The 19,869-nt window shown below is 74.2% G+C and carries 15 protein-coding genes and 1 pseudogene; 10 read left to right on the forward strand and 6 right to left on the reverse strand.

The window, feature by feature from the left end; translation table 11 throughout:
• Positions 1–40 precede the first annotated feature (40 nt).
• The 4 genes and pseudogenes from AC3CH1_RS17600 to AC3CH1_RS17615 all read left to right on the forward strand — a co-directional run bounded on the left by AC3CH1_RS17600 (position 41) and on the right by AC3CH1_RS17615 (position 4,107).
• The gene (locus AC3CH1_RS17600) at positions 41–235 is read left to right on the forward strand and encodes a hypothetical protein (RefSeq protein WP_488463812.1); all 195 of its coding nucleotides are present in this window, start codon (positions 41–43) and stop codon (positions 233–235) included.
• A gap of 90 nt (positions 236–325) precedes the next feature.
• A complete protein-coding gene (gene mshB / locus AC3CH1_RS17605; protein ID WP_488463813.1) occupies positions 326–1,318 on the forward strand; it encodes an N-acetyl-1-D-myo-inositol-2-amino-2-deoxy-alpha-D-glucopyranoside deacetylase in 993 nt (330 codons plus the stop codon).
• Complete coding sequence (locus AC3CH1_RS17610; protein WP_488463814.1) at positions 1,315–1,788, forward strand: DUF6113 family protein; 474 nt, start codon at positions 1,315–1,317, stop codon at positions 1,786–1,788. Before mshB ends, AC3CH1_RS17610 begins: the two co-directional genes overlap by 4 nt.
• A gap of 175 nt (positions 1,789–1,963) precedes the next feature.
• A pseudogene (locus AC3CH1_RS17615) lies at positions 1,964–4,107 on the forward strand (hypothetical protein).
• 218 nt (positions 4,108–4,325) lie between these two features.
• Here AC3CH1_RS17615 and AC3CH1_RS17620 read toward each other — a convergent pair.
• A complete protein-coding gene (locus AC3CH1_RS17620; RefSeq protein WP_488463815.1) occupies positions 4,326–6,101 on the reverse strand; it encodes a coagulation factor 5/8 type domain-containing protein in 1,776 nt (591 codons plus the stop codon).
• Positions 6,102–6,400: 299 nt separating this feature from the next.
• On the opposite strand from AC3CH1_RS17620, the gene AC3CH1_RS17625 reads away from it, so the two are divergent.
• Positions 6,401–6,904: a DUF4265 domain-containing protein gene (locus tag AC3CH1_RS17625; RefSeq protein WP_488463816.1), complete on the forward strand. Its 504-nt coding sequence runs from the start codon at positions 6,401–6,403 to the stop codon at positions 6,902–6,904.
• 123 nt (positions 6,905–7,027) lie between these two features.
• On the opposite strand, the gene AC3CH1_RS17630 is transcribed toward AC3CH1_RS17625, so the two are convergent.
• On the reverse strand, positions 7,028–7,612 hold the full coding sequence (locus AC3CH1_RS17630) for a sugar O-acetyltransferase (RefSeq protein WP_488463817.1): 585 nt from the start codon (positions 7,610–7,612) through the stop codon (positions 7,028–7,030).
• A complete protein-coding gene (locus tag AC3CH1_RS17635) occupies positions 7,609–8,847 on the reverse strand; it encodes an MFS transporter (RefSeq protein WP_488463818.1) in 1,239 nt (412 codons plus the stop codon). Before AC3CH1_RS17635 ends, AC3CH1_RS17630 begins: the two co-directional genes overlap by 4 nt.
• Positions 8,848–9,057: 210 nt before the next feature.
• Here AC3CH1_RS17635 and AC3CH1_RS17640 point away from each other — a divergent pair, with 210 nt between their 5' ends.
• The 5 genes from AC3CH1_RS17640 to AC3CH1_RS17660 all read left to right on the forward strand — a co-directional run bounded on the left by AC3CH1_RS17640 (position 9,058) and on the right by AC3CH1_RS17660 (position 16,983).
• Positions 9,058–10,035, forward strand: a complete 978-nt coding sequence (locus AC3CH1_RS17640; protein ID WP_488464427.1) for an ArsR/SmtB family transcription factor — start codon at positions 9,058–9,060, stop codon at positions 10,033–10,035.
• A gap of 210 nt (positions 10,036–10,245) precedes the next feature.
• Entirely contained in the window at positions 10,246–12,879 is a 2,634-nt protein-coding gene (lanKC, locus tag AC3CH1_RS17645) for a class III lanthionine synthetase LanKC (protein ID WP_488463819.1), read from the forward strand.
• A 44-nt stretch (positions 12,880–12,923) separates the two neighbouring features.
• On the forward strand, positions 12,924–13,055 hold the full coding sequence (locus AC3CH1_RS17650; protein ID WP_215109048.1) for a SapB/AmfS family lanthipeptide: 132 nt from the start codon (positions 12,924–12,926) through the stop codon (positions 13,053–13,055).
• 74 nt (positions 13,056–13,129) lie between these two features.
• On the forward strand, positions 13,130–14,899 hold the full coding sequence (locus AC3CH1_RS17655) for an ABC transporter ATP-binding protein (protein ID WP_488463820.1): 1,770 nt from the start codon (positions 13,130–13,132) through the stop codon (positions 14,897–14,899).
• Positions 14,900–15,219: 320 nt separating this feature from the next.
• Positions 15,220–16,983 (forward strand): ATP-binding cassette domain-containing protein, encoded by a 1,764-nt coding sequence (locus tag AC3CH1_RS17660; protein WP_488464428.1) that lies wholly within the window; start codon positions 15,220–15,222, stop codon positions 16,981–16,983.
• On the opposite strand, the gene AC3CH1_RS17665 is transcribed toward AC3CH1_RS17660, so the two are convergent.
• The 3 genes from AC3CH1_RS17665 to AC3CH1_RS17675 all read right to left on the reverse strand — a co-directional run bounded on the left by AC3CH1_RS17665 (position 16,952) and on the right by AC3CH1_RS17675 (position 19,818).
• Complete coding sequence (locus tag AC3CH1_RS17665; RefSeq protein ID WP_488463821.1) at positions 16,952–17,557, reverse strand: response regulator transcription factor; 606 nt, start codon at positions 17,555–17,557, stop codon at positions 16,952–16,954. The two genes, AC3CH1_RS17660 and AC3CH1_RS17665, sit on opposite strands and share 32 nt — an antisense overlap.
• Positions 17,558–17,828: 271 nt before the next feature.
• The gene (locus AC3CH1_RS17670; RefSeq protein WP_488463822.1) at positions 17,829–18,710 is read right to left on the reverse strand and encodes a transglutaminase family protein; all 882 of its coding nucleotides are present in this window, start codon (positions 18,708–18,710) and stop codon (positions 17,829–17,831) included.
• A gap of 88 nt (positions 18,711–18,798) precedes the next feature.
• Complete coding sequence (locus AC3CH1_RS17675; RefSeq protein ID WP_488463823.1) at positions 18,799–19,818, reverse strand: GNAT family N-acetyltransferase; 1,020 nt, start codon at positions 19,816–19,818, stop codon at positions 18,799–18,801.
• Positions 19,819–19,869 lie beyond the last annotated feature (51 nt).

Raw genomic sequence — 19,869 nt, forward strand, 5'->3', positions numbered from 1 at the left:
CGTTTTGACCGTCCGAACGTACCGATGGAGGTGAACCGCCGTGGCGCTCTCGATTTCGGCGGTAGTGCTGCTGGCGATCATCGTCTTCCTGCTGATCCGGAAATCCGGACTGAAGGGAGGGCACGCGGTGGTCTGCATGCTGCTCGGGTTCTACATCGCGAGCTCGTCGGTCGCACCGACCATCTCCGACCTGACGTCCAACGTGGCGGGGATGATCAGCGGCATCAAGTTCTGACCGCGCGCCGGGGGCGGGCCGGGGGTCGAGAAGGCGCGGGGCGCGGGGCGCGGCGGCACGGGGGGCCTCCGGGCTCGTAGGGTGGTCCCCATGAAGGACCTCCCCGCCCGCCGTCTGCTGCTGGTGCACGCGCACCCCGACGACGAGTCGATCAACAACGGCGCCACCATGGCCAGGTACGCGGCCGAGGGCGCCGACGTCACCCTGGTGACGTGCACGCTCGGCGAGGAGGGCGAGGTCATCCCGCCCGCGCTCGCCCGCCTCACCGCCGACCGGGACGACGCGCTGGGCCCCCACCGCGTCGGCGAACTGGCCGCGGCGATGAAGGAGCTCGGCGTCGACGACCAGCGCTTCCTCGGCGGGGCCGGCCGCTACCGGGACTCCGGAATGATGGGCGCCGAACAGAACGGCCGCCCCGGCTCCTTCTGGTCCACCCCGGTGGACGAGGCGGCGGCCCACCTCGTCGAGGTGATCCGCGAGGTCCGCCCCCAGGTCCTGGTCACCTACGACCCGGACGGCGGCTACGGCCACCCCGACCACATCCAGGCCCACCGCGTCGCGATGCGCGCCGCCGACCTGGCCGCCGACCCGGCGTACGGTACCGACGCGCCGCACGCCGTCGCGAAGATCTACTGGAACCGGGTGGAGCGCGCCGTGGCCGAGGCCGGCTTCGAGCGGCTGCGCACCACCGCCCCCGGGACCTTCCCCGGCATCGCCTCCGTGGACGACGTCCCGGGCGTGACCGACGGGGAGCGGATCACCGCGGAGATCGACGGATCGGCGTACGCCGGGGCCAAGTCGGCGGCGATGCGCGCCCACGCCACCCAGATCGCGGTCGACGGCCCGTTCTTCGCCCTCTCCAACGACCTCGGCCAGCCCCTGCTGACGACCGAGTGCTACCAACTGGTGCGGGGCGTACCGGGCGTGCCCGAGGAGCAGCGCGAGAGCGACCTCTTCGCAGGCCTGCCGTCCGCCACGGACGTCACGGGAGCCGCGGACGCCACGGGAGCTGCGGACGTCATCGGAGCCGCGGGAGCTGCGGACGTCACGCAAGCCACGGACGCCACGGGAGGCACCGCGTGAGCGGGAACCCGGGCACGGGCCGTGGCCGCGCCGACTCCTCCCACGCGCCACGGCGGAACGCGCCGCCCAGGGAGCCCGAGCCCACCGGCTTCGCGGCCCGGCCGAACCCGGCCCGGATCGCCGCCTATTTGGGCCTCGCCGTCCTCGGCGTACTGGTCGGGATCGCCGGCGCACTCGTCCAAGCCGCCTGGTTCCCGGGCGGGTTGATCATCGCGTTGGCGGCCGCCGCGGGCCTCTTCTACGGTGGACGGATCCTGACCCGTACCCAGATCGGCGCGCTCGCCCCGGCGGGAGGCTGGTTCATCACGGTCTTCCTCCTGCTGAGCGGGCGACCGGAGGGCGACTACGTCTTCGGCGACGAACTCGGCCTGGTGCTGTTCATGCTCGGCGGGACGGCCGCCGCTGTGATGTGCGCCACCACCTCCAAAGTGCCGCAATCAGCCATCCGCAACGGCCGGTCCGGTACGTGAAGTGCCAAGTCCGGGTCGGGAAAGACCCCCACAGGTGTGATGCACGGGTGGAGGTTTCACCCGGCCGCGGAGTGTCCGACGGCGGCGGCCAGTATGGTGGTGCGCGCGCCGAGCCGTCCCCTGGCCTGCGGCATGGGGGAAGTACGGGCGGCGGAGCCAATCGGGAGAACCTGCTTTGAGTCGTGAAACTGACAGTTCGTCCTCCGGGCCCCAGGGCCGCGGCGGAGCCGCGTATCCCTCGGGTACGCCGCCGTACGGATCCCGCCAGTATCCGTCGCTCCACCCGTCGCAGGACGGCTCTGACGAGAACCCGGAATCCGTGGCTCCGCCCCGGCCCGAGGAACCGAAGACCGAGACGACGCTGACGACGCGCATCCGGATCAACATCCCCGGGTCGCGTCCCATCCCGCCGGTCGTGATGCGTACGCCGATGGCGGAGAGCGACATCTCCGGCGGCCGTTCCGACGCGGAGCGCACCGGCGCTGCCCCGCGTCCCGGCACGCCGCCGCCCGCGCCCGGACCCGTGGACCGCTCCGCGGGCCCGAACGGCGCGCCGGCCGCGGACCGGCCCCGGGGCGGCGACCCCGCCGCCGACCCGGCACCCGGCGAGAAGCCGGCCAGGGAGAAGAGCGGCAGCGACTGGTTCGCCCCGCGCAAGAACCCGCCCACCGGGCCGGGAGCAGCCGCTCAGGGCCCCGGTGAGCCCGGCGCCCCCGGCGGCGCTCCTTCCGGCCCCGGCGGCTCTCAGGGCCCCGGCGTGGGCGCCCCCGGTGGGCCCAGCGCGGGTGGCCCCGGTGGCCCCGGTGGTCCCGGTGGCGGGTCCGACGGGGACGTGGGCCGCTCGCGCCCCGACCTGCCGTACTTCTCGGACGCCCCGCAGCCCGGCGGCGGTCCGGGCGCACCCGGCCCCGGCCCCGGCCGCAGCGCGCTCGACGGCTACGGCACGGAGCCCCCCGGCGGAGGCCCTCGTTCCACCCCCGGCCTCGGGGTGCGTCCGCCCGGTCCGTCCGGCCCCACCACGGGACCGGTCACCGGCAGCTCCTCGCTCACCCCGAACCTCGACGGCGTACGAGGCCCCGGCGGCCCCGGCCCGATGGTCCCGGGCGCCCCGGCGGCGTACCGCCCCGGATGTCCGACGACACCGCGATCCTCACGCCGCAGCCCCCGGCGCCCGAGCCCGGCCATGTCTCGGGCGACACGCTGACCAGCGGCATCCCCGTCGTGCCGAGCGAGCCCCGGGGCGCGTTCCCGGGCGGCCCCGGCGGTCCGGTGGCCGGCGGAGCTCCGGGCGGAGCCGGTGTTCCCACGCCCGGCCCCGCCACCCCGCGCCCCGCGCCCCAGGCCGCAGCCCCCGCCCCCGCCCCCGCGAAGAAGGGCCGCTCCAAGCTGGTCCTCCTCGGGGTGGCCGCGGTCGTGCTGCTCGGCATCGCGTACGGGGCAGGCCTCCTGCTGAACCACTCCGAGGTCCCCAAGGGCACCACGGTGCTCGGCGTCGACATCGGCGGCGGCACGAGGGAGGAGGCGGTCACCAAGCTCGAAGCCGCCCTCGGCGAGCGGGCCAAGACGCCCCTGACGCTGTCGGTGGACGGCAAGGAGGAGAAACTCGACCCCGAGAAGGCCGGTCTCACCCTGGACAGCCAGGAGACCGTGCGCGGCGCGGCGGGCAGCGACTACAACCCCGTCTCGGTGATCGGTTCACTGTTCGGCGGGGAACGTCCCGCCGATCCGGTGATCCCGGTCGACGAGGAGAAGCTCGGCGTGGCCCTCACCGACCTGGCCGGCGCCTCCGGCTCGGCCAGTGACGGCACGATCCGCTTCGAGCCGAACAAGGCCGTGGCGGTGCCGGGCAAGCCGGGCAAGACACTGGACGCCGGCCAGTCCCTGATCTCGGTCCGGGACGGCTACCGCGCCCAGGTGCAGACCGGGCGGGCCCGGCTGGTCGAACTCCCCGTCACCACCAGCGAGCCCACCATCACCAAGGCCGAACTGGACCGGGCGATGAAGGAGTTCGCCGAGCCCGCGATGTCCGGCCTGATCACCATCAAGGCCGGCCCCAAGGAGATCCAGTTCGGCCCGGCCCGGTCGCTGCCGCAGATCCTCTCCATGAAGCCCGTGGACGGCCGGCTGGTCGACGTCTACGACAAGCAGGCGATCGACAAGCTCCTGGACGGCGTCTTCGACGGCATCATGGCGGTCAAGGGCGACGGCAAGGAGTACCAGGTCGGCGCGGACGACGTGGCCCAGGCGATGAAGACCGCCCTGGCCGGGAAGACCCCCGCCGAACGCACGGTCACCATCGACCTGACCGGCCAGGGCTGACGCCCGGACCGGACAGCCGCTCCACCCCTCCGCCCCCGCCCGGGAACGTATCCGGCCGGGGGCGGAGCCGTCGGCGGGCGCGCGCGGGCGGCCGGGAAGGGCGAGGGCCCACCGGGCGGTGGCGCTGCCCGTGCGGGGCCTGTCCCGCGGACGGCGGAGCGGGGCCCGGCGCTCAACAGCAGCCGGGCCCCGCTCCCGTACGACTCCCGCGTCGGGGACTACGGGAAGTTCACTACCTGGGAGGGGATCGTGTCCGGGCCGGACGTGGGGGATCCGACGTCGTTGATCACGTGCTCGTACTGGCCGTTGCCGCCGAGCGAGACGACGATCAGGCTGTGGAACTTCACGCCGGGTTTCACCGGCGCCTCGAAGCCGTGTTCCTGGATGATCGTCGGGTCGACGTTGTAGTAGCAGTAGCTGCCCATGCCCCAGCCCTCGTGCTGGTCGACCGAGTCGTCGACGCGGTAGGCGGCGTAGCCCTTCGTGTCGCCGTTCTGGATCGCAGCCTGGTTCGGGGCGTCGTACGCCTTCTCGTTCTGGAAGAAGATCGTGCGGCCCCGCTCGCCGTACCACTCCACGTCGTACTTGTTGAAGTGCTCGACGAACAGACCGGTGGCCAGGACGTCGTCGCCGTTGACGCGGACGCCGTAGTCGGCCCGGTTGGTCTCCCAGCCCCAGCCCTCGCCGTGGTCGGCACGCCAGACCCAGGTGTGGTCGATGATCGTGTCGTCGCTGTTCACGACGATGCTGGTGGTCGCCTTGCCGGGACCCGCGCCGCCGATCCGTACGAACACGTCCTGCAACGAGGTCGGGTTCGCCGAGTGGTCCGCCGAGGCGTTCTCGGGTCCGACCTCGATCAGGGTCTCCGAGTTCACCGGACCCGCGTCGACCAGGAGGCCGGCGAGCTTCACGCCGGACACGTCACCGACCTTGATCGCGGTCACCCCGTGGTCCGGGATGATCGTGGCCAGGCCGAGGCCGAGCGCCACGGTGTCCGCGCGGTCGATGTTGATCGTCTTGTCGATGTGGTAGACGCCGGGCGTGAACAGCAGGTGCAGGCCCTGCTCCACGGCCGCGTTGATGGTGGCGGCGTCCGCCCCCTCCTTCACGACGTAGAACTGGTCCAGCGGGATCGACTCGCCCGCCGGCGTCCCGCCGTCCCAGGAGACGCCGCGCGCGTTCTCGCGCTTCTCCGGGACGAAGACCTTGTAGTCGTCGCCGTCGAGGTAGAGGAACGGCTTCTCGCGGGAGATGGGCGTGGTGTCCAGCGTGGTGTACGGGGGCTCCGGGAAGCTGTTGGCCGGGGCGCCCTCGACGCCCGAGAACGTCATGTTCCAGACGCCGTTGACCCAGCCGCCCACCGAGCTGTCGCGGGTGTACCACTGCTGCTGGGAGTAGGGCCCGACCTGGCCGTCGATCTTGCTGTCGGCGATGTAGCCGCCGCTGGCCCAGCCGTAGCCGTCGGGCGCGAGGTTGAGTCCGCCCTTGACGTGCATCCGGCGGAACGGGGCCGCCTGGGAGACCGCCCAGCGGTTGGTGCCGGAGACCGGGTTCAGGGTCAGGTTCTCCGCCGAACGCCAGAAGTTCTGCGTGGCGTTGCCGTCGAACCAGCCCGCGTCCACGGTCACATCACCGTTGAACGTGGTGTCGTTCGGGTTCAGCCCGAGGCCCGCGATCTGCGTGTAGAAGCCGATCTGCGCGTTGATGTCGTCGTACGTTCCCGGCTTGAACATCAGCGCGTAGCGGTCGGTGCCGAACTGATCGGACTCCTGCTTCTTGAAGATCTCGTCGACCTTGCCCTGGATGTCGGGCGTCGACGGATCGAAGACATGAACGTTGGGACCGAGGTCGCCGCCGCCCGGCACCGCCTGGACCTCCTCGCCGAAGGCGGTCTGCGCGGTGGGTACGGACATCAGCATCGCCACGGCGAGCGCGGCGAATCCGAGGGCCCGGGTGCGGCGGCGGGTGCGTGGTGCGGTGGGGGGAGCATGCATGGGGTACGTCTCCTGGGTCGTGGTACGTGTGCACGACGAACGCACGAGAGAGCTATGGGGGGAGGCGCTGGGAGAGAGCGCTCTCTCGTTACGGTGATGTTTCCCCTGTGGGCCTGTACGCGTCAAGAGGTGTGCATCAGGAGCCTCAGGAGATGCCCCTCCGTCCAACAACTGGCTTGCCATGTTGGGAAATTGACGACCGCGGTGGGCCGGGGGGGCCTCCGGCTTCAGAACCTGACGTCACGCCTGGTCGTCGGCGTGGACAGGCGGGCGCGCCGCACGCGGGGGACCGTGGGGCCATGAGTTCCCCCGCCGGTCCGGAACGCCCGCCCCGCGAAGCCGAGCGGATCAAGGTCTGGTTCCGCCTCGTCCCGCGCGAGGGCCGGCCGCCCTACGACACCGAGGGGTTGTGGGCGACGCGCCTCGGCCGGGACACCGCGCGGGTGGACAACGCGCCCTTCCTCCAGGACGGGGTCGCCGAGGGGGAGACCGTACGGTTCCGCACGGACGACGACGGGGTCCACTGGGCCGTCGGCCGCGTGGCCGACTCGGGCAACTGCACCGTACGGGTGCTGCCGTTGCCGGACGGGCCGCTCGGGCGCGACGCCCGCGCCGTGCACGAGCGGCTCGCCGCCTACGGGCTCACCGGCGAGGTCTTCAGCGCCGAGTTCCCGCTGGTCGCCCTTACCGTGCCGGGCGGCACGGACCTGCGCGGGGTCAAGGAGCTGCTCGCCCGGGGCCGGGACGAGGGCTGGTGGCGCTTCGAGGTCTCGTGCGTCACCGACGCCTGGCGGGCCGCGTAGCGCCCGGGTGCGCCGAGCGCCCCACTGCCCGGGTGCGCTACGCGCCCACTGCCCGGGTGCGTTACATGCCCACTGCCCGGGTGCGCTGCGTGCCCCGCCGCTTGCCCGCCGGTCGCCCGACGGTCACGCCTTCGCCTCGCCGATCCTCCGGATCACCCGGGCGGGGTTGCCGACCGCCACCACGTTTGCCGGCAGGTCCTTCGTGACGACCGCCCCCGCCCCGACCACGGTGTTCTCGCCGATGGTCACCCCGGGGCAGACGATCACCCCGCCGCCCAGCCAGACGTTGTCACCGATGGTGATCGGCTGAGCGGCCTCCCACTTGGCGCGGCGCGGCTCGGGGTCGATCGGGTGGGTCGGGGTGAGCAGCTGGACGTTCGGGCCCATCTGGACGTCCGCGCCGATGGTGATGCGGGCGACGTCCAGGAGGACCGCGCCGAAGTTGATGAACGTCCGGGGACCGATGGTGGTCTGGTAGCCGTAGTCGACGCGCAGCGGCGGCCGGACCTCGGCGCCCTCGCCCAGCTCGCCGAGGAGCTCGGCGAGGGCGACGCGCCGGGCCTCGGGGTCGGCGGCCGACGTGGCGTTGAAGCGTTCGCTCAGCACGGCCGCGTGCCGCGCCTCCGCCGCCAGTTCGGGGTCGTCGGCGATGTAGAGCTCGCCGGAGAGCATGGCTTCCTTCTGGCTGGGCCTGGCGTTGTCGCTCATGTGGTCTCTTCCGTGCGGGGTGTACGGGACGCTCGTGGTGATCCGTCCGCCACCGGCAGTCTGCCCCCGGCGTCGTCGGACCGGTCACGCAGTCCCGGGGCCAGCGCCAGTGTCACCGCCACCGAGAGCCCCGCGACCGCCGCCATGCCCGTGCCCGGCGAGGTCACCTGCGCGATACCGCCCGCCACGGCCGCCCCCACGCCCTGCATGGCGAGCATCCCCGAGGAGCTGAGCCCGAGCGCCTGGCCGCTCAGCTCCTGCGGGGTGAGGGCCATCAGCCGTTCCTGGAGCAGCAGGCTCGCGGCGAAACCCACGCTCGCCAGGACGACCGCCGCCAGCGCGAGGGGCAGCTCCGGGCGCAGTGCGAAGAGCAGATAGGGCGCGGCGAGGAGCAGCCGGAGCGGGGCCCCGAGCCGCGCCCGCCACCGTGCGGTGACGAACCGTCCGACCAGGGTGTCCCCGGCCAGCATGCCCAGGGCTCCGCCGGCGAAGAGGATCCCGGCGTGCCCGGGCGCGTACGCGACGTACAGGGACTCGGCCCCGACGACGAGCCCGTTGGGCACCCACAGCGCCAGGAACACGTAGCGGCGCGGCGTGGACGACCAGAGCAGCGCGTTCGTCCGCCGCGTCTCCCGGACCGACGGGCGGCCGGTGGCCCGGGGCGGCCGGGCGGTCAGTCCGAAGCGGGTCACGGCCGCCGCGACGACGTACAGGCCCGCCCCGATCAGCAGCGTGCCGCGCGCCGAGAACACCGTCACCAGCAGCCCGCCGACCGCGAACCCGCAGATCTGCATCGCGCCGCCCGTCATGTTCAGCACGGAGCGGCCGAGCAGGAACCCCTCGCGCGGAGCGATCTCGTTGAGCAGCCCGTACCGTACGCCCCCGCCCGGTGACGAGGCCGCGCCCACCACCAGCAGGACGGCGAACGCGGCCCCCAGCGGCAGCCCGGGAGCGGCCTGGACGCAGGCGGCCCCGGCGGAGAGCAGTGCCAGGGCGGTGAGCGCGGCGCGCGGCGGCAGCCGGTCCGCCGCCGACAGCAGGGTGAGCGCCCCGGCCACCTGGGCCAGCGACGGTCCGAACATCGCCAGGGCCGACAGCAGGGGCGAGCCCGTCCGCGTGTACACGAGGGTGCCCAGGGCCAGGCCGGTCGCGGTCTGGGCAGCCGTCTGCACGGAGACGGCGGCGAAGAAGGGGGAGAACTCGGGGGTTCGGAACAGTTCGCGGTAGGTGCGCATGGGGTGGAGTCTTCGGACACCGTCACCGGGAGCGTTACTGTTTCGCGCGGACGCGAAACCCCGGACGGACGGAGCGGCGGGCGACAGGGTCGGAGGGCCGACGGGAAGCGGGGCGGCGGGCGGCAAGGTCGGAGGGCTGACGGGGAGCGGGGCGGCGGGCGGCGCGGCGGCAAGGTCGGAGGGTCGACGGAGAGTGAGGCGGTGGGGCGCGTGGGCTGGTGGCAGGTCGGTGCGGACACGCTCGCGAACAGCCGGTTCGTCGTCTCGCCCCTCGCGGAGGCCGTCGCGAGCCTGCTGGTCCTGGAGCGGGCAACCGCCGCGCACCCCGGTGAGCGCGCCTGGCTGAAGACCCACCTGCCCGCGTACCGGCGGTGGAAGGCCGACCACCCGGTCTCCGCGCTGGTGATCGGCTCCGCCCTCGCGCCCCGCTGGACCGCCGACTTCCTCGTCCCCGCACCGGCCCCCGTCCCGCCCGGCCAGGCCCCGCCCTCCTTCGCCGACGAGCTGGCGCCGGTCCGGGCCACCCCGCCCGGCCGGGCCCGCGCCGATCTGGCCGAGGCGCTGCGCGGGCCGTTGCCCGCCACGCTGGACCGGGACGACCTGGCCGAGCGCGCCGCCGACGCCGTCGAGTGGGTCTGGACGCACACCGTGCTGCCCGACTGGCCGAGGCGGCGGCGGATTCTGGAGGCCGATGTGGTGGCCCGTTCCGCCCAGTTGGGCCGTGGCGGCTGGGCCGAAGCGGTGAACGGCATGCGCCCCGGCGTCCGTTGGCTGGGCGGCAGCCGGCTCCAGATCAACACCCACGACAACCCGCCGCGTGAACTGGGCGGCGCGCAACTGCTGTTCGTTCCCGTGACCCCGTACCAGTCCTGGGTCTGCTGGGACATTCCGCGCCGGTACGGTCTGGTGTACCCGTGCTCCGGCGCGCTCACCGAGGCCGGGAGTGTTCCCGTGCCCGCCGCCCTGGGCGCGCTGATCGGTCCGGCGCGGACGGCCGTCCTGCTGCTGCTCGCCTCCCCGCTCAGCACGACGCAGCTCGTCGCGCTGACCGGCCAGGGGCTGGGCTCGGTCGGCCGCCACCTGCGGGTCCTGCTGGACGCCGGGCTGGTCCGCCGCCGTCGCGCGGGCCGCTCCGTGCTCTATTTCCGCACGGAGGCGGGCGACGTGCTGGTGCACGGCGCGCGCTGAAAACGGTGTGAGAGCGCCCCTCGCGCGCCCCCGTACGCCCCGGTCCACCACCCGCCCCGGCCTGGGCGGCAAGCGAATACCCATCAGTACGCCGTGCGCTCCGCATGGTTGGCGCGCATGTACGAGTCGTGACAACAGTGACTATGGGCATTGCTCATCGTTGTGACAATTTCTCTCTCGCCACGAAAGAACCGAGCGAGGGGACCGTGCGTGAATCCGGAGTACGCCGCGTACTGTCAGGCGGACCGCCGCTTCTACGACGCACCCCACCGCTCCCCCGGACCGAACGGAGCCGCCGACGAGGAGCGCTCGTTCTACGCTCCGCTCCGTGGCGCCGAACCCGCCGGATGGACGCGCACCCGGCGCGGCGACTGGCTCGCGTACAGCCCCGACGGGCTGCGACTGCCGCCCCAGGGCTGGAAGATCCACGTCTCGGCCGCCCTCGACAACGCCGCCTCCGTGCTGGAGCGGGTCGTCGACCACTGTCTCGAACACCGGCTGGCCTTCAAGTGCGTGCCCAGCGCAGGGTTGTTGGCCCTGAGGAACGCCAAGTACGCGGACCGGGCCGGCAGCGGGAAGTTCATCACCGTCTACCCGCCGTCCGACGAGGCGTTCCCCGAGGTGTGCACCGCCCTGATGCGGCTGCTCGAGGGCGAGCACGGCCCGTACATCCTGAGCGACCTGCGGTGCGGGAACGGGCCCGTGCACACCCGGTACGGGGCGTTCGCCTCCCGCTTCTGCTCAGGTCCTGACGGGCGGCCCGTGCCCGCCGTCGCCGATCCACAGGGCCGGCTCGTCCCGGACGACCGGGGCCCGTCCTTCCGCGTCCCCTCCTGGGTGACCCCGCCCGGCTTCCTGATGCCGCACCTCGAAGCCCGCGCCGCCGTGGGCCTCGCGGACCTCCCGTACACCGTGGAGAAGGCGCTGCACTTCTCCAACGGCGGCGGGGTCTACCTCGGCCGCGACAGCCGCACCGGCGAGCAGGTCGTCCTCAAGGAGGCACGGCCGTACGCCGGTCTGGCCGCCGACGGGGCGGACGCCGTGGCCCGGCTGGAGCGCGAACGGGCGGCCCTGGAGCAACTGGCCGGACTGGACTGCGTGCCCGCCGTACGGGACGTCTTCGAGGTCGGCGACCACCACTTCCTGGTCCTCCAGTACATCCCCGGCGCCACCCTCAACACCGTCTTCGCCCGCCGCTTCCCGCTCGCCCGGCAGCACCCGTCACCCGAACTGCTCGCCGAACACGCCGACTGGGCGGCCGAGTTGTACGAGCAGGTCGAGCGGGCCGTCGAGGCGGTGCACGACCGGGGCATCGTCATCAGCGACCTGCACATGAGCAACGTCATGGTCGACGAGGAGAACGCGCGCATCGTCCTGCTCGACTTCGAGGCGGCCTCCCCGGCCGCCGAACGCCGCCGCCAGATCGTCGCCAACCCGGCCTTCGTCGCCCCGCCCGACCGGCGCGGCGCCGACATCGACCGCTACGCGCTGGCCTGTCTGCGGCTCGCCCTGTACCTGCCGCTCACCACGCTGTTCGGCATCGACCGCACCAAGGCCGCCGGCCTCGCCCGGGACATCGCCCGGGTCTTCCCGGTCACCGAGGAGGAGCTGCGGCCCGCCGTCGCGGAGATCCTGCGCGACACGGGGCAGCAGCCAGGGGCGGGCGTCACCGCCGCTCCCGCGTCCGTTCCCGTCCCCGGCGACTGGCCGCGCAGCCGTGACGCGATGGTCCGGGCCATCACCGCCTCCTGCACGCCGGAGCGTGAGGACCGCTGCTTCCCCGGGGACATCGCCCAGTTCGCCACCGCCACCGGCGGCCATTCCTTCGCGTACGGGACGGCCGGAGTGCTCTACGCCCTCCACGAGACGGGCGCCCCGCCGTGCGAGGAGGCCGAGGACCGGCTCCTGCGGCACGCCAAGGACCCGGCGTCCGGCAGCCCCCTCGGCTTCTACGACGGGCTCACCGGCATCGCCTGGACCCTGCACCGGATCGGCCGCACCGCCGAGGCCGCCGACCTCCTCCGGATCATCCTCGACCAGCCCCTGGAAGGTCTCGCGCCCGGCCTCCACAACGGGTACGCGGGCATCGGCCTCGCCCTCGACGACCTGGCCCGCACCGCCTCCGCCACCGACGCCCCGGTGCTCTCCGCCGCTGCCGCCCGCTGCACCGCCCTCGCCGTCCGCGCGCTCGTCGACGGTCCGCCGTCGCCCCGCACCGGGTTGCTGCACGGCGCCAGCGGCATCGCCCTGCTCCTCGTGCACCGGTACGCGACCACCGGGGACACCGCCCTGCTCGACCTGGCGGCCACCGCCCTGCGCCGCGACCTGGAACGCTGCCGGGCCGGCGACGACGGCGAACTCCTCGTCGTCGAGGGCAAGCGGCTGATGCCGTACCTCGGTTCGGGCAGCGCCGGCATCGCGGCGGTCATCGACGCCTACCTGGCGCAGCGCCCGGACCCCGCGCTCGAAGCGGCCGGGCGGGCCCTCCTGCCCGCCGCGCTCTCCGCCTTCTACGTCCAGCCCGGACTGCTCCGGGGCTCCGCGGGTCTCTTGCTGCACCTCGCGGCCACCCCGCTGTGCGACGAAGCCGACCGGCAGCGCGCGATCGCCCGCCACACCGACCTGCTGGGCAGCCACGCCCTCGCGTACGGAGACGGACTCGCCTTCCCCGGCGAGCAGTTGATGCGCCTGTCGATGGACCTGGCCACCGGGACCGCCGGCGCCCTCCTCGCCCTGGGCGCCGCGCTCGGCGGCTCCACCGGACTTCCCTTCCTGCCCGCCGCTCCGGCGGCGCCTCCCGGCCGCGCGAGCGGCCCCATGAACCGGCCCCGCCAGGGGTCGTAGCAACACACCGTTCAGCACCACCAACGTCCCCGAAAGGACACATCATGGCGCTTCTCGACCTTCAGGCGATGGAGACCCCGGCCGAGGACTCCTTCGGCGAGCTCGCCACGGGCAGCCAGGTCTCGCTGCTGGTCTGTGAGTTCAGCTCGCTCAGCGTGGTCCTCTGCACCCCGTGACCCGCTCCGGCCGGCCCACCGGTGTTCCTCACCGGTGGGCCGGCCGGCCCACGTGCACCCAGAAAGGCCACCCCGTGCGGCTCCACCCTCGCCCGGGCACGGAGTCCGGCGCCCGGCGGCTCGCCCGGCAGCACCCGGCGGCCCTTCTCGGGCTCCTCCTCTGCTCCACCGGCGGGGCACTCGCCGCCCTCGCCCTGCCCGCCGCCCTCGGCCACACCGTCGACCGGCTCGTCGCCGGCGGCCCCGTGCCCTGGTCGGCACTGCTGCTCTGCGTGGCCCTGACCCTCGCCGAGACCGGGTTCGACGCGACGGCCGCCGTGACCGGCACGAGCACCACCGCCCGGCTCACCGCGTTCCTGCGCACGCGCACCGCCGCCCGGGTCCTGGCCGCCGAACCCCGCCGCGCCCTCGCCCTGCCCACCGGCGACCTCACCGCCCGGCTCACCGCCCGCACGGCCGACGCCGCCTCCGCGCCCGTCACCGCCGCCGGAGCCGTCTCCGGCGTCCTGCTGCCGCTCGGCGCGATCGTCGGCCTCCTCCTCATCGACGTCTGGACCGCCGCGGCCCTCCTCCTCGGCGCCCCCCTCCTCGTCGCCCTGCTGCGTGCCTTCACCCGCCGGACCGCCGACGCCGGGGCCGACTACCAGCGCGCCCAGTCGCTCATCGCCCACCGGCTCACCGAGGCCCTCGACGGCGCCGACACCATCCGCGCCGCCCGCACCGGCGCACGCGAGCACCGCCGCGTCCTGGAGCCCCTGACCGCCCTGGCCGAACACGGCAGGCGCACCTGGTCCGTGTACGGGCGGGCCGTCGGCACCAGCGGGCTCCTGCTGCCCCTGCTCATGCTGCTGGTCCTCGCGGTCGCCGGCCTCCGGCTCGGCACGGGCGCGATCGGCGTCGGCGACCTGGTCGCAGCCTCCCGCTACGCGAGCCTCGCCGTCGGCATCGGCGCCCTGACCGGCGCGCTCGGCGCCCTCGCCCGCAGCCGCGCCGCCGCCCGGAGCCTGGAGCCCCTGCTCACCCTCGCACCGCTGCCGCACCGCGGCCTGGGCCCGGCGCCCGACGCCCCCGGACACCTCGAACTCCGGGACGTCGGCGTCGAACAGGACGGCGGCCCGCTGCTGACCGGCGTCCACCTCACCGTCCCCGGCGGCACCTCCCTGGCGGTCGTCGGGCGCTCCGGCTCCGGAAAGTCCGTGCTCGCCGCGGTCGCCGGGCGGCTGCTCGACCCGGACACCGGAAGCGTGCTGCTGGACGGCGTCCCGATGGACGGCATGGAACCGGCCCGGCTGCGCCGCGAGGTGGCATACGCCTTCGCCCGCCCGGCCCTTCCCGGCGTCACCGTCGAGGACACGATCGCCTACGGACCCTGGATCGCGTCGCCCGAAGCCGTACGCGACGCCGCCCGCGCGGCCCGCGCCGACGGGTTCCTCGCGCTGCTCCCGTACGGCTACGCCACCCCGGTCGCCGACGCCCCGCTCTCCGGCGGCGAACGCCAACGCCTCGGTCTGGCCCGCGCGTTCGCCCACCCGGGCCGGCTGCTGATCCTCGACGACGCGCTGTCCAGCCTCGACACCGTGACCGAGCACCACGTACGGCGTGCGCTCGACGTGCGGGCCGGACACTGCACCCGGGTCATCGTCGCCCACCGGCTGTCCTCGGCCGCGCGGGCGGACCGGGTCGCCTGGCTGGAGGACGGCCGGATCCGCGCGACCGGCCGCCACGACGAACTCTGGGCGGACCCGGACTACCGGGCGGTCTTCCGCACGGACGCCCCCGCCGGGGGCTCCACGCCCGAGAGCCGTATGCCCGTGACGCCGACCGCCGGAGCGGAGGCCCGGTGAAGGCCGACAGGGCCCACCGCCGGCACGACGGGCAGCATGAGGCCCACCCACAACCCGACGCCCCGGACAGGATCCACCCACAACGCGACGCCCCGGACAAGGACCACCCACAGCGCGCCGCACAGGACAAGGCACACCCCGGGCGCGACGAGCAGGAGCACGAAGCACGCCCCCGGCGCGACGAGCAGGAGCACGAAGCACGCCCCCGGCGCGACGAGCAGGAGCACGAAGCACGCCCCCGGCGCGACGAGCGGAAGCGCGGAGCCCGCCCCCGGAGCGACGAGCGGAAGCGCGGAGCCCGCCCCCGGCGCGACACGTCGCTGCGGCGGGTCGGCCGTGAGGCCCGGCCCTTCCTGCGGGCGCGGACCGGTGTGATCCTGCGACTGGCCGGCTGGTCCCTGCTGGAGTTCGCCCAGACCTTCCTCGGCGGATTCGGGATCGCCCGCGCGCTCGACGACGGCTTCCTCGCCGGAAGCCCGCAGACCGGCCTCCTCTGGCTGGCCGTCGCCGCGCTCGCCGTGCTGCCGTCCGTGCCCGCCTCCCGCGGAGTGTTCGGCCGGCTCGCGGACCTCGTGGAGCCGCTGCGCGACGGACTGGTCCGGCGCGCGGTGTCCCGGGCGCTGTCCGGCGCGCTCGACCGGGCCGGCAACGTCAGCACCCGGTCCCTGTCGCAGGTCACCCATCAGAGTGAGATCGCCCGCGACGGCTGGGCCGGACTCGTCCTGACGCTGCGCTCCTTCGTCTTCACGGCGGCCGGCGCCGTCACCGGCCTGCTGGCCCTCTCGCCCGCCCTCCTCCTGATCGTGCTGCCCCCGCTGGTCCTCGGGGCCGCCCTGTTCCTCTCCACCCTGCCGCCGATGGCCGCCCGCCAGCGCGACTACCTCGCCGCCGACGAGGCGTACGCCGCCCACGCGGGCCTGCTCGCCGCCTCCGTACGCGACATCGCCGCCGCCGGGGCCGCCGAGCGGACGGTGGCCGAGTCCCGGACCCTCGCCGAGGCGCAGCTCGCCGCCTCCCGTTCGCTGGCCCGCTGGTCGGGCGTGCGGGTGCTGGCCCTCGCCGTCTGTGGCCGGTTTCCGCCGCTCCTGCTGCTCCTGGGCGCGCCCTGGCTGCTGCGGAACGGGCTCACGCCGGGCGCGCTGGTCGGCGCGCTGACCTACCTCACCCAGGCGCTCGCCCCCGCCGTCCAGGCGCTGATGACCATGCTGGGGACCGCCGGGGGCCGGCTCGTCGTGGTCCTGGACCGGTTCACGGACGCACCGCCGCCGCCCGCCGACGACCCGCCGCCGCCCGCCCGGGAGGCCGCCCCGCCGCCGCGCGGGACCCCGGTCGCCGAGCTCCACGCCGTCAGCTTCGCGTACGGGCCAGGCGCCCGGCCCGTCCTGGACCGGCTCTCCCTGACGATCGGGGCGGGGGAGCATCTCGCGGTCGTCGGCCCGAGCGGCAGCGGCAAGTCGACCCTGGCGGCCGTCCTCGCCGGGACCGAGCGGCCCACCGGGGGCGCGGTGCGGTGGCGGGGGCGGCCGGTATGCCCGGCCGACGCCACCTCCGTACGCGTCCTGCTGCCCCAGCACGCCTACGTGTTCAGCGGCTCGCTGCGGGACAACCTCCGCTACCTCCGCCCCGACGCCCGGGACCGGGAGATCGCGGCCATGGCGGACGCGCTCGGCCTGGACGCGCTGCTCTCCCGGCTCGGCTCCCTCGACGCGGCCGTCGAACCGGACCGGCTCTCCCAGGGCGAACGGCAGCTGATCGCCCTGGGCCGGGCCTACCTCGCCGCGCCGCCGCTGCTGATCCTCGACGAGGCGACCAGTCGGCTCGACCCGGCCGCCGAGGCCCGCGCCGAGCTGGCGTTCGGGTCCCTGCCGGGCGCACTCGTCGTCGTCGCCCACCGGCTCAGCTCGGCCCGCCGCGCCGGACGGACCCTGGTGATGGACGGCCCGCACACCCAGTGCGGCACCCACGGTGAACTCCTGGACTCCTGCGCCCTCTACCGGGACCTGGCCGGCCTCTGGGAGCCGGAGGACGAGGAGGGGAAGGGGCGGCGCGGCGTCAGATCCACCCCGCCTCCTTCGCCCGTCTGATCGCGTCCAGCCGATTGCGCGCCCCGGACTTCCGTATGGCGGCGGCCAGATAGTTGCGCACCGTCCCCGGCGTCAGGTGCAGCCGACCGGCGATCCCGGCCACGGTGTCACCCCCCTCGGCCATCGAGAGCACACTCAACTCCCGCGGCGATAACGGCATGTCGGCCACCTGCAAGAGACTGAAGGCCAGCGACTCGTCGATATGCCGTCCCCCGTCGGCCAGTTTGTGCATCACCTCGGACAGGTCGTCCACCGGGCGGTACTTGTCGATGTAGCCGAGGGCTCCCGCCTCGTATGCCCGTCGCAGGCCGCTCGGCCGGTCGCTGCGGGTGAGCACGGCGAGCGGAAACGGCTCGCCGTGCGGTGTGGTCACCGTCTTCACCTCGTCGAGGACGTCCAGTGCGCCCGGACAGTCGAGGTCGGTGAGGAGCACATCGGGACCCGGTTCGCTGAGCGCGGCACGTATCGCGCCGCGTTCGGCCGTGCGGACCTCTATCCCCCGCCCCGTGCCGAGGAGCGACGCCAGCGACGCGCGCCACAACGGCACGGTGTGGACCAGCAGCACGGTTGTCATCAGTATGCCCTCAGCATTTCTCTTCCAGCCCCGCCCGACGCGGAATGCGACGGGCCGTACGCATCCGGTGACGGGTATCCAGTTGAGCGCATGGGCATTCGCGTACGCCGACAAACGGGCTGAATACCGCTCCCGTTGGGCGCGGAAGGGGGCGTCCGGATGTAAAACGGGAGCGCACATCGCCAACGGACCCATCCGTCTCGCCACCGCACGGGCGTCGGAAGGGTCCACGGCGGGCGGATCTCCGCCGCATCCCCGCCGGGCGGCCGGTTCAGTTCAACAGGGCGCGCGCGGCGTGGGCCTTGCGCCGGACGTTCTCGGCCGTCGTCGGCTCGATTCCGTCGAGGATCTCCGCATATTCCTCCATCTCCGCCGCCCCGCGCAGGAATTCACCGCGCTGGACCAGGAGCTGGGCGCGCTCGAAGCGGAGTCGGGCCGGATGCGAGGGCAGGAGCAGCGACAGCTCCACCGCCCACAGGGCCACATCCGTGCGCTCGGGCCGGGCCGCCGCCCACGCCCGGACGTTGTTCAGGATCCGCAGCACGATCTCCAGCGGCCGCGCGGGTGTCATCATCGACGGCTCCAGGGCCGCTCCGGTGACCCCCGTGACCAGCAGCTCCGCGTCCTGCCCGGTCAGCGGCGCGCCCCCGGCGAACGGATCGGCCAGCACCGGGTGCTCCCGATCGCCGAAACCGACCACGAAGTGACCGGGCAGCGCCACCCCGTACACCGGCGCGCCCGCCCTCCTGGCGACCTCGATCCAGACGACCGACAACAGGATCGGCAGCCCCCTGCGGCGCCGCAGCACCTGCTGGAGCAGCGAGGAGTCCAGCCGCTGGTAGTCGACGGAGGAGCCGCCGAAGCCGCAGCGCCCGCCCAGCAGTCCGGCGAGCGCCGAGGCCCAGGCGGCGGGGGAGCGGGTGCCGTACGGCAGCAGCCCGGCCAGCCGGTCCAACTCGATCTGCGCGGCGTCGATGCCGTACGGGTCGGGGACGGCCTCCCCCGGAGTCACCGGGCGGACCTCGGCCGGGCCCACCGGTCCGGCCTCGGCGCCCAGCAGCAGACAGAGGAGGGCGAGGTCCGGGCGCTCGGACCGGGCCTCCTCGGCGAACTGCCGCCGCCGCTCGGCCGTTCCGGAGTCCAGCGCGCTCATATGCGACCCATGTCCCTGTCCCCGTTCCTGTCCCTGCCCGTGTGCGTCGATCCGCCGGAGGGCCCGGCGCGGCTGCCGCCGGCGTCCGTCACACCGAGCGGTAGTGGTGGTAGCGGTGGTGGGTCGCGAAGCCCATGCCGTCGTACAGCGCCCGCGCCCCCTCATTGTCCTCCTCGACCTGGAGCCAGGCCGCCGAAGCGCCCTCGTCCAGCGCCCGGCGCGCCAGGGCGGCCATAACGGTGGTGGCGAGACCGCGCCGCCTCAGCTCCGGAGCGACCTCGACGGCCATGAACCCCGCCCAACGGCCGTCCACGACACACCGCCCGATCGCGGCCGGCGGGGCAGCCGGATCCGCGTCCGTGTCCTCCGTGTTCCCCGGCACCGTGGCGAACCAGACCGAAGGGCCGCTGCCCAGCACCCGCAGCACAGGGGGGCCGGGGGTGGAGAAACGCTGGTAGCGGGCGAGCCAGGCCGCGTCCGGTTCGCGGGTCAGACGGACCGCCCGCACCTCCGCCCGAAGGTCACCGACCGGCGCCAGCGCGGCGATCCGCACCTCCGCCGCGACCTCGCGCCGCCAGCCGTGCCGCTCCAACTCCGCGCACAGCAGCTCCTGCGTGCCCTCGGCCCCGGTCGCCGTCTGGACGTACGCGGGCAGGCCCCGCTCCTCGTACCAGTCCCGGACCCGCCCGAGCGCCTCGCTGACCGGCAGCCCCGGATCGCCGAGCGGCAGCGCGGAGTTGGCACGCCGGGTGAAGCCCCCGGCGGCGCGCAGCCGCCAGTCGCCCAGCGCTTCGCTCTCCACGGGCTGCCAGGCGCGCGCGGTGACGGCGGCCAGCTCCCCGAAGGAGGCGGCGGGACCACGACGGCGGGCCGGGGCGGCGGGTACGACCTTGCCCGCGACCAAGGAGGATCCCACGATGTGGACGGGTTCCCCGCTCTTTCGTGTGATCGAGAGCACATCGTCGTTCCATGATGTGAGCACCCCGACCACGTCGGTGAACCGCGCGCCTGTACCCCCGCCGTCCGTCCGGCGTCGAACGGACACGCGTTTGCCCACGTCAGCGGGTGTGATGCTGACTTCCAGCCGTCCGCCGATGGTGAATTCCACAGCTCTGTCCGCCCCTCCTGTTCGGATCGTGCCCGAGAACGGAGATACTAG

This window comes from Streptomyces sp. MGP-P1, assembly GCF_057766565.1.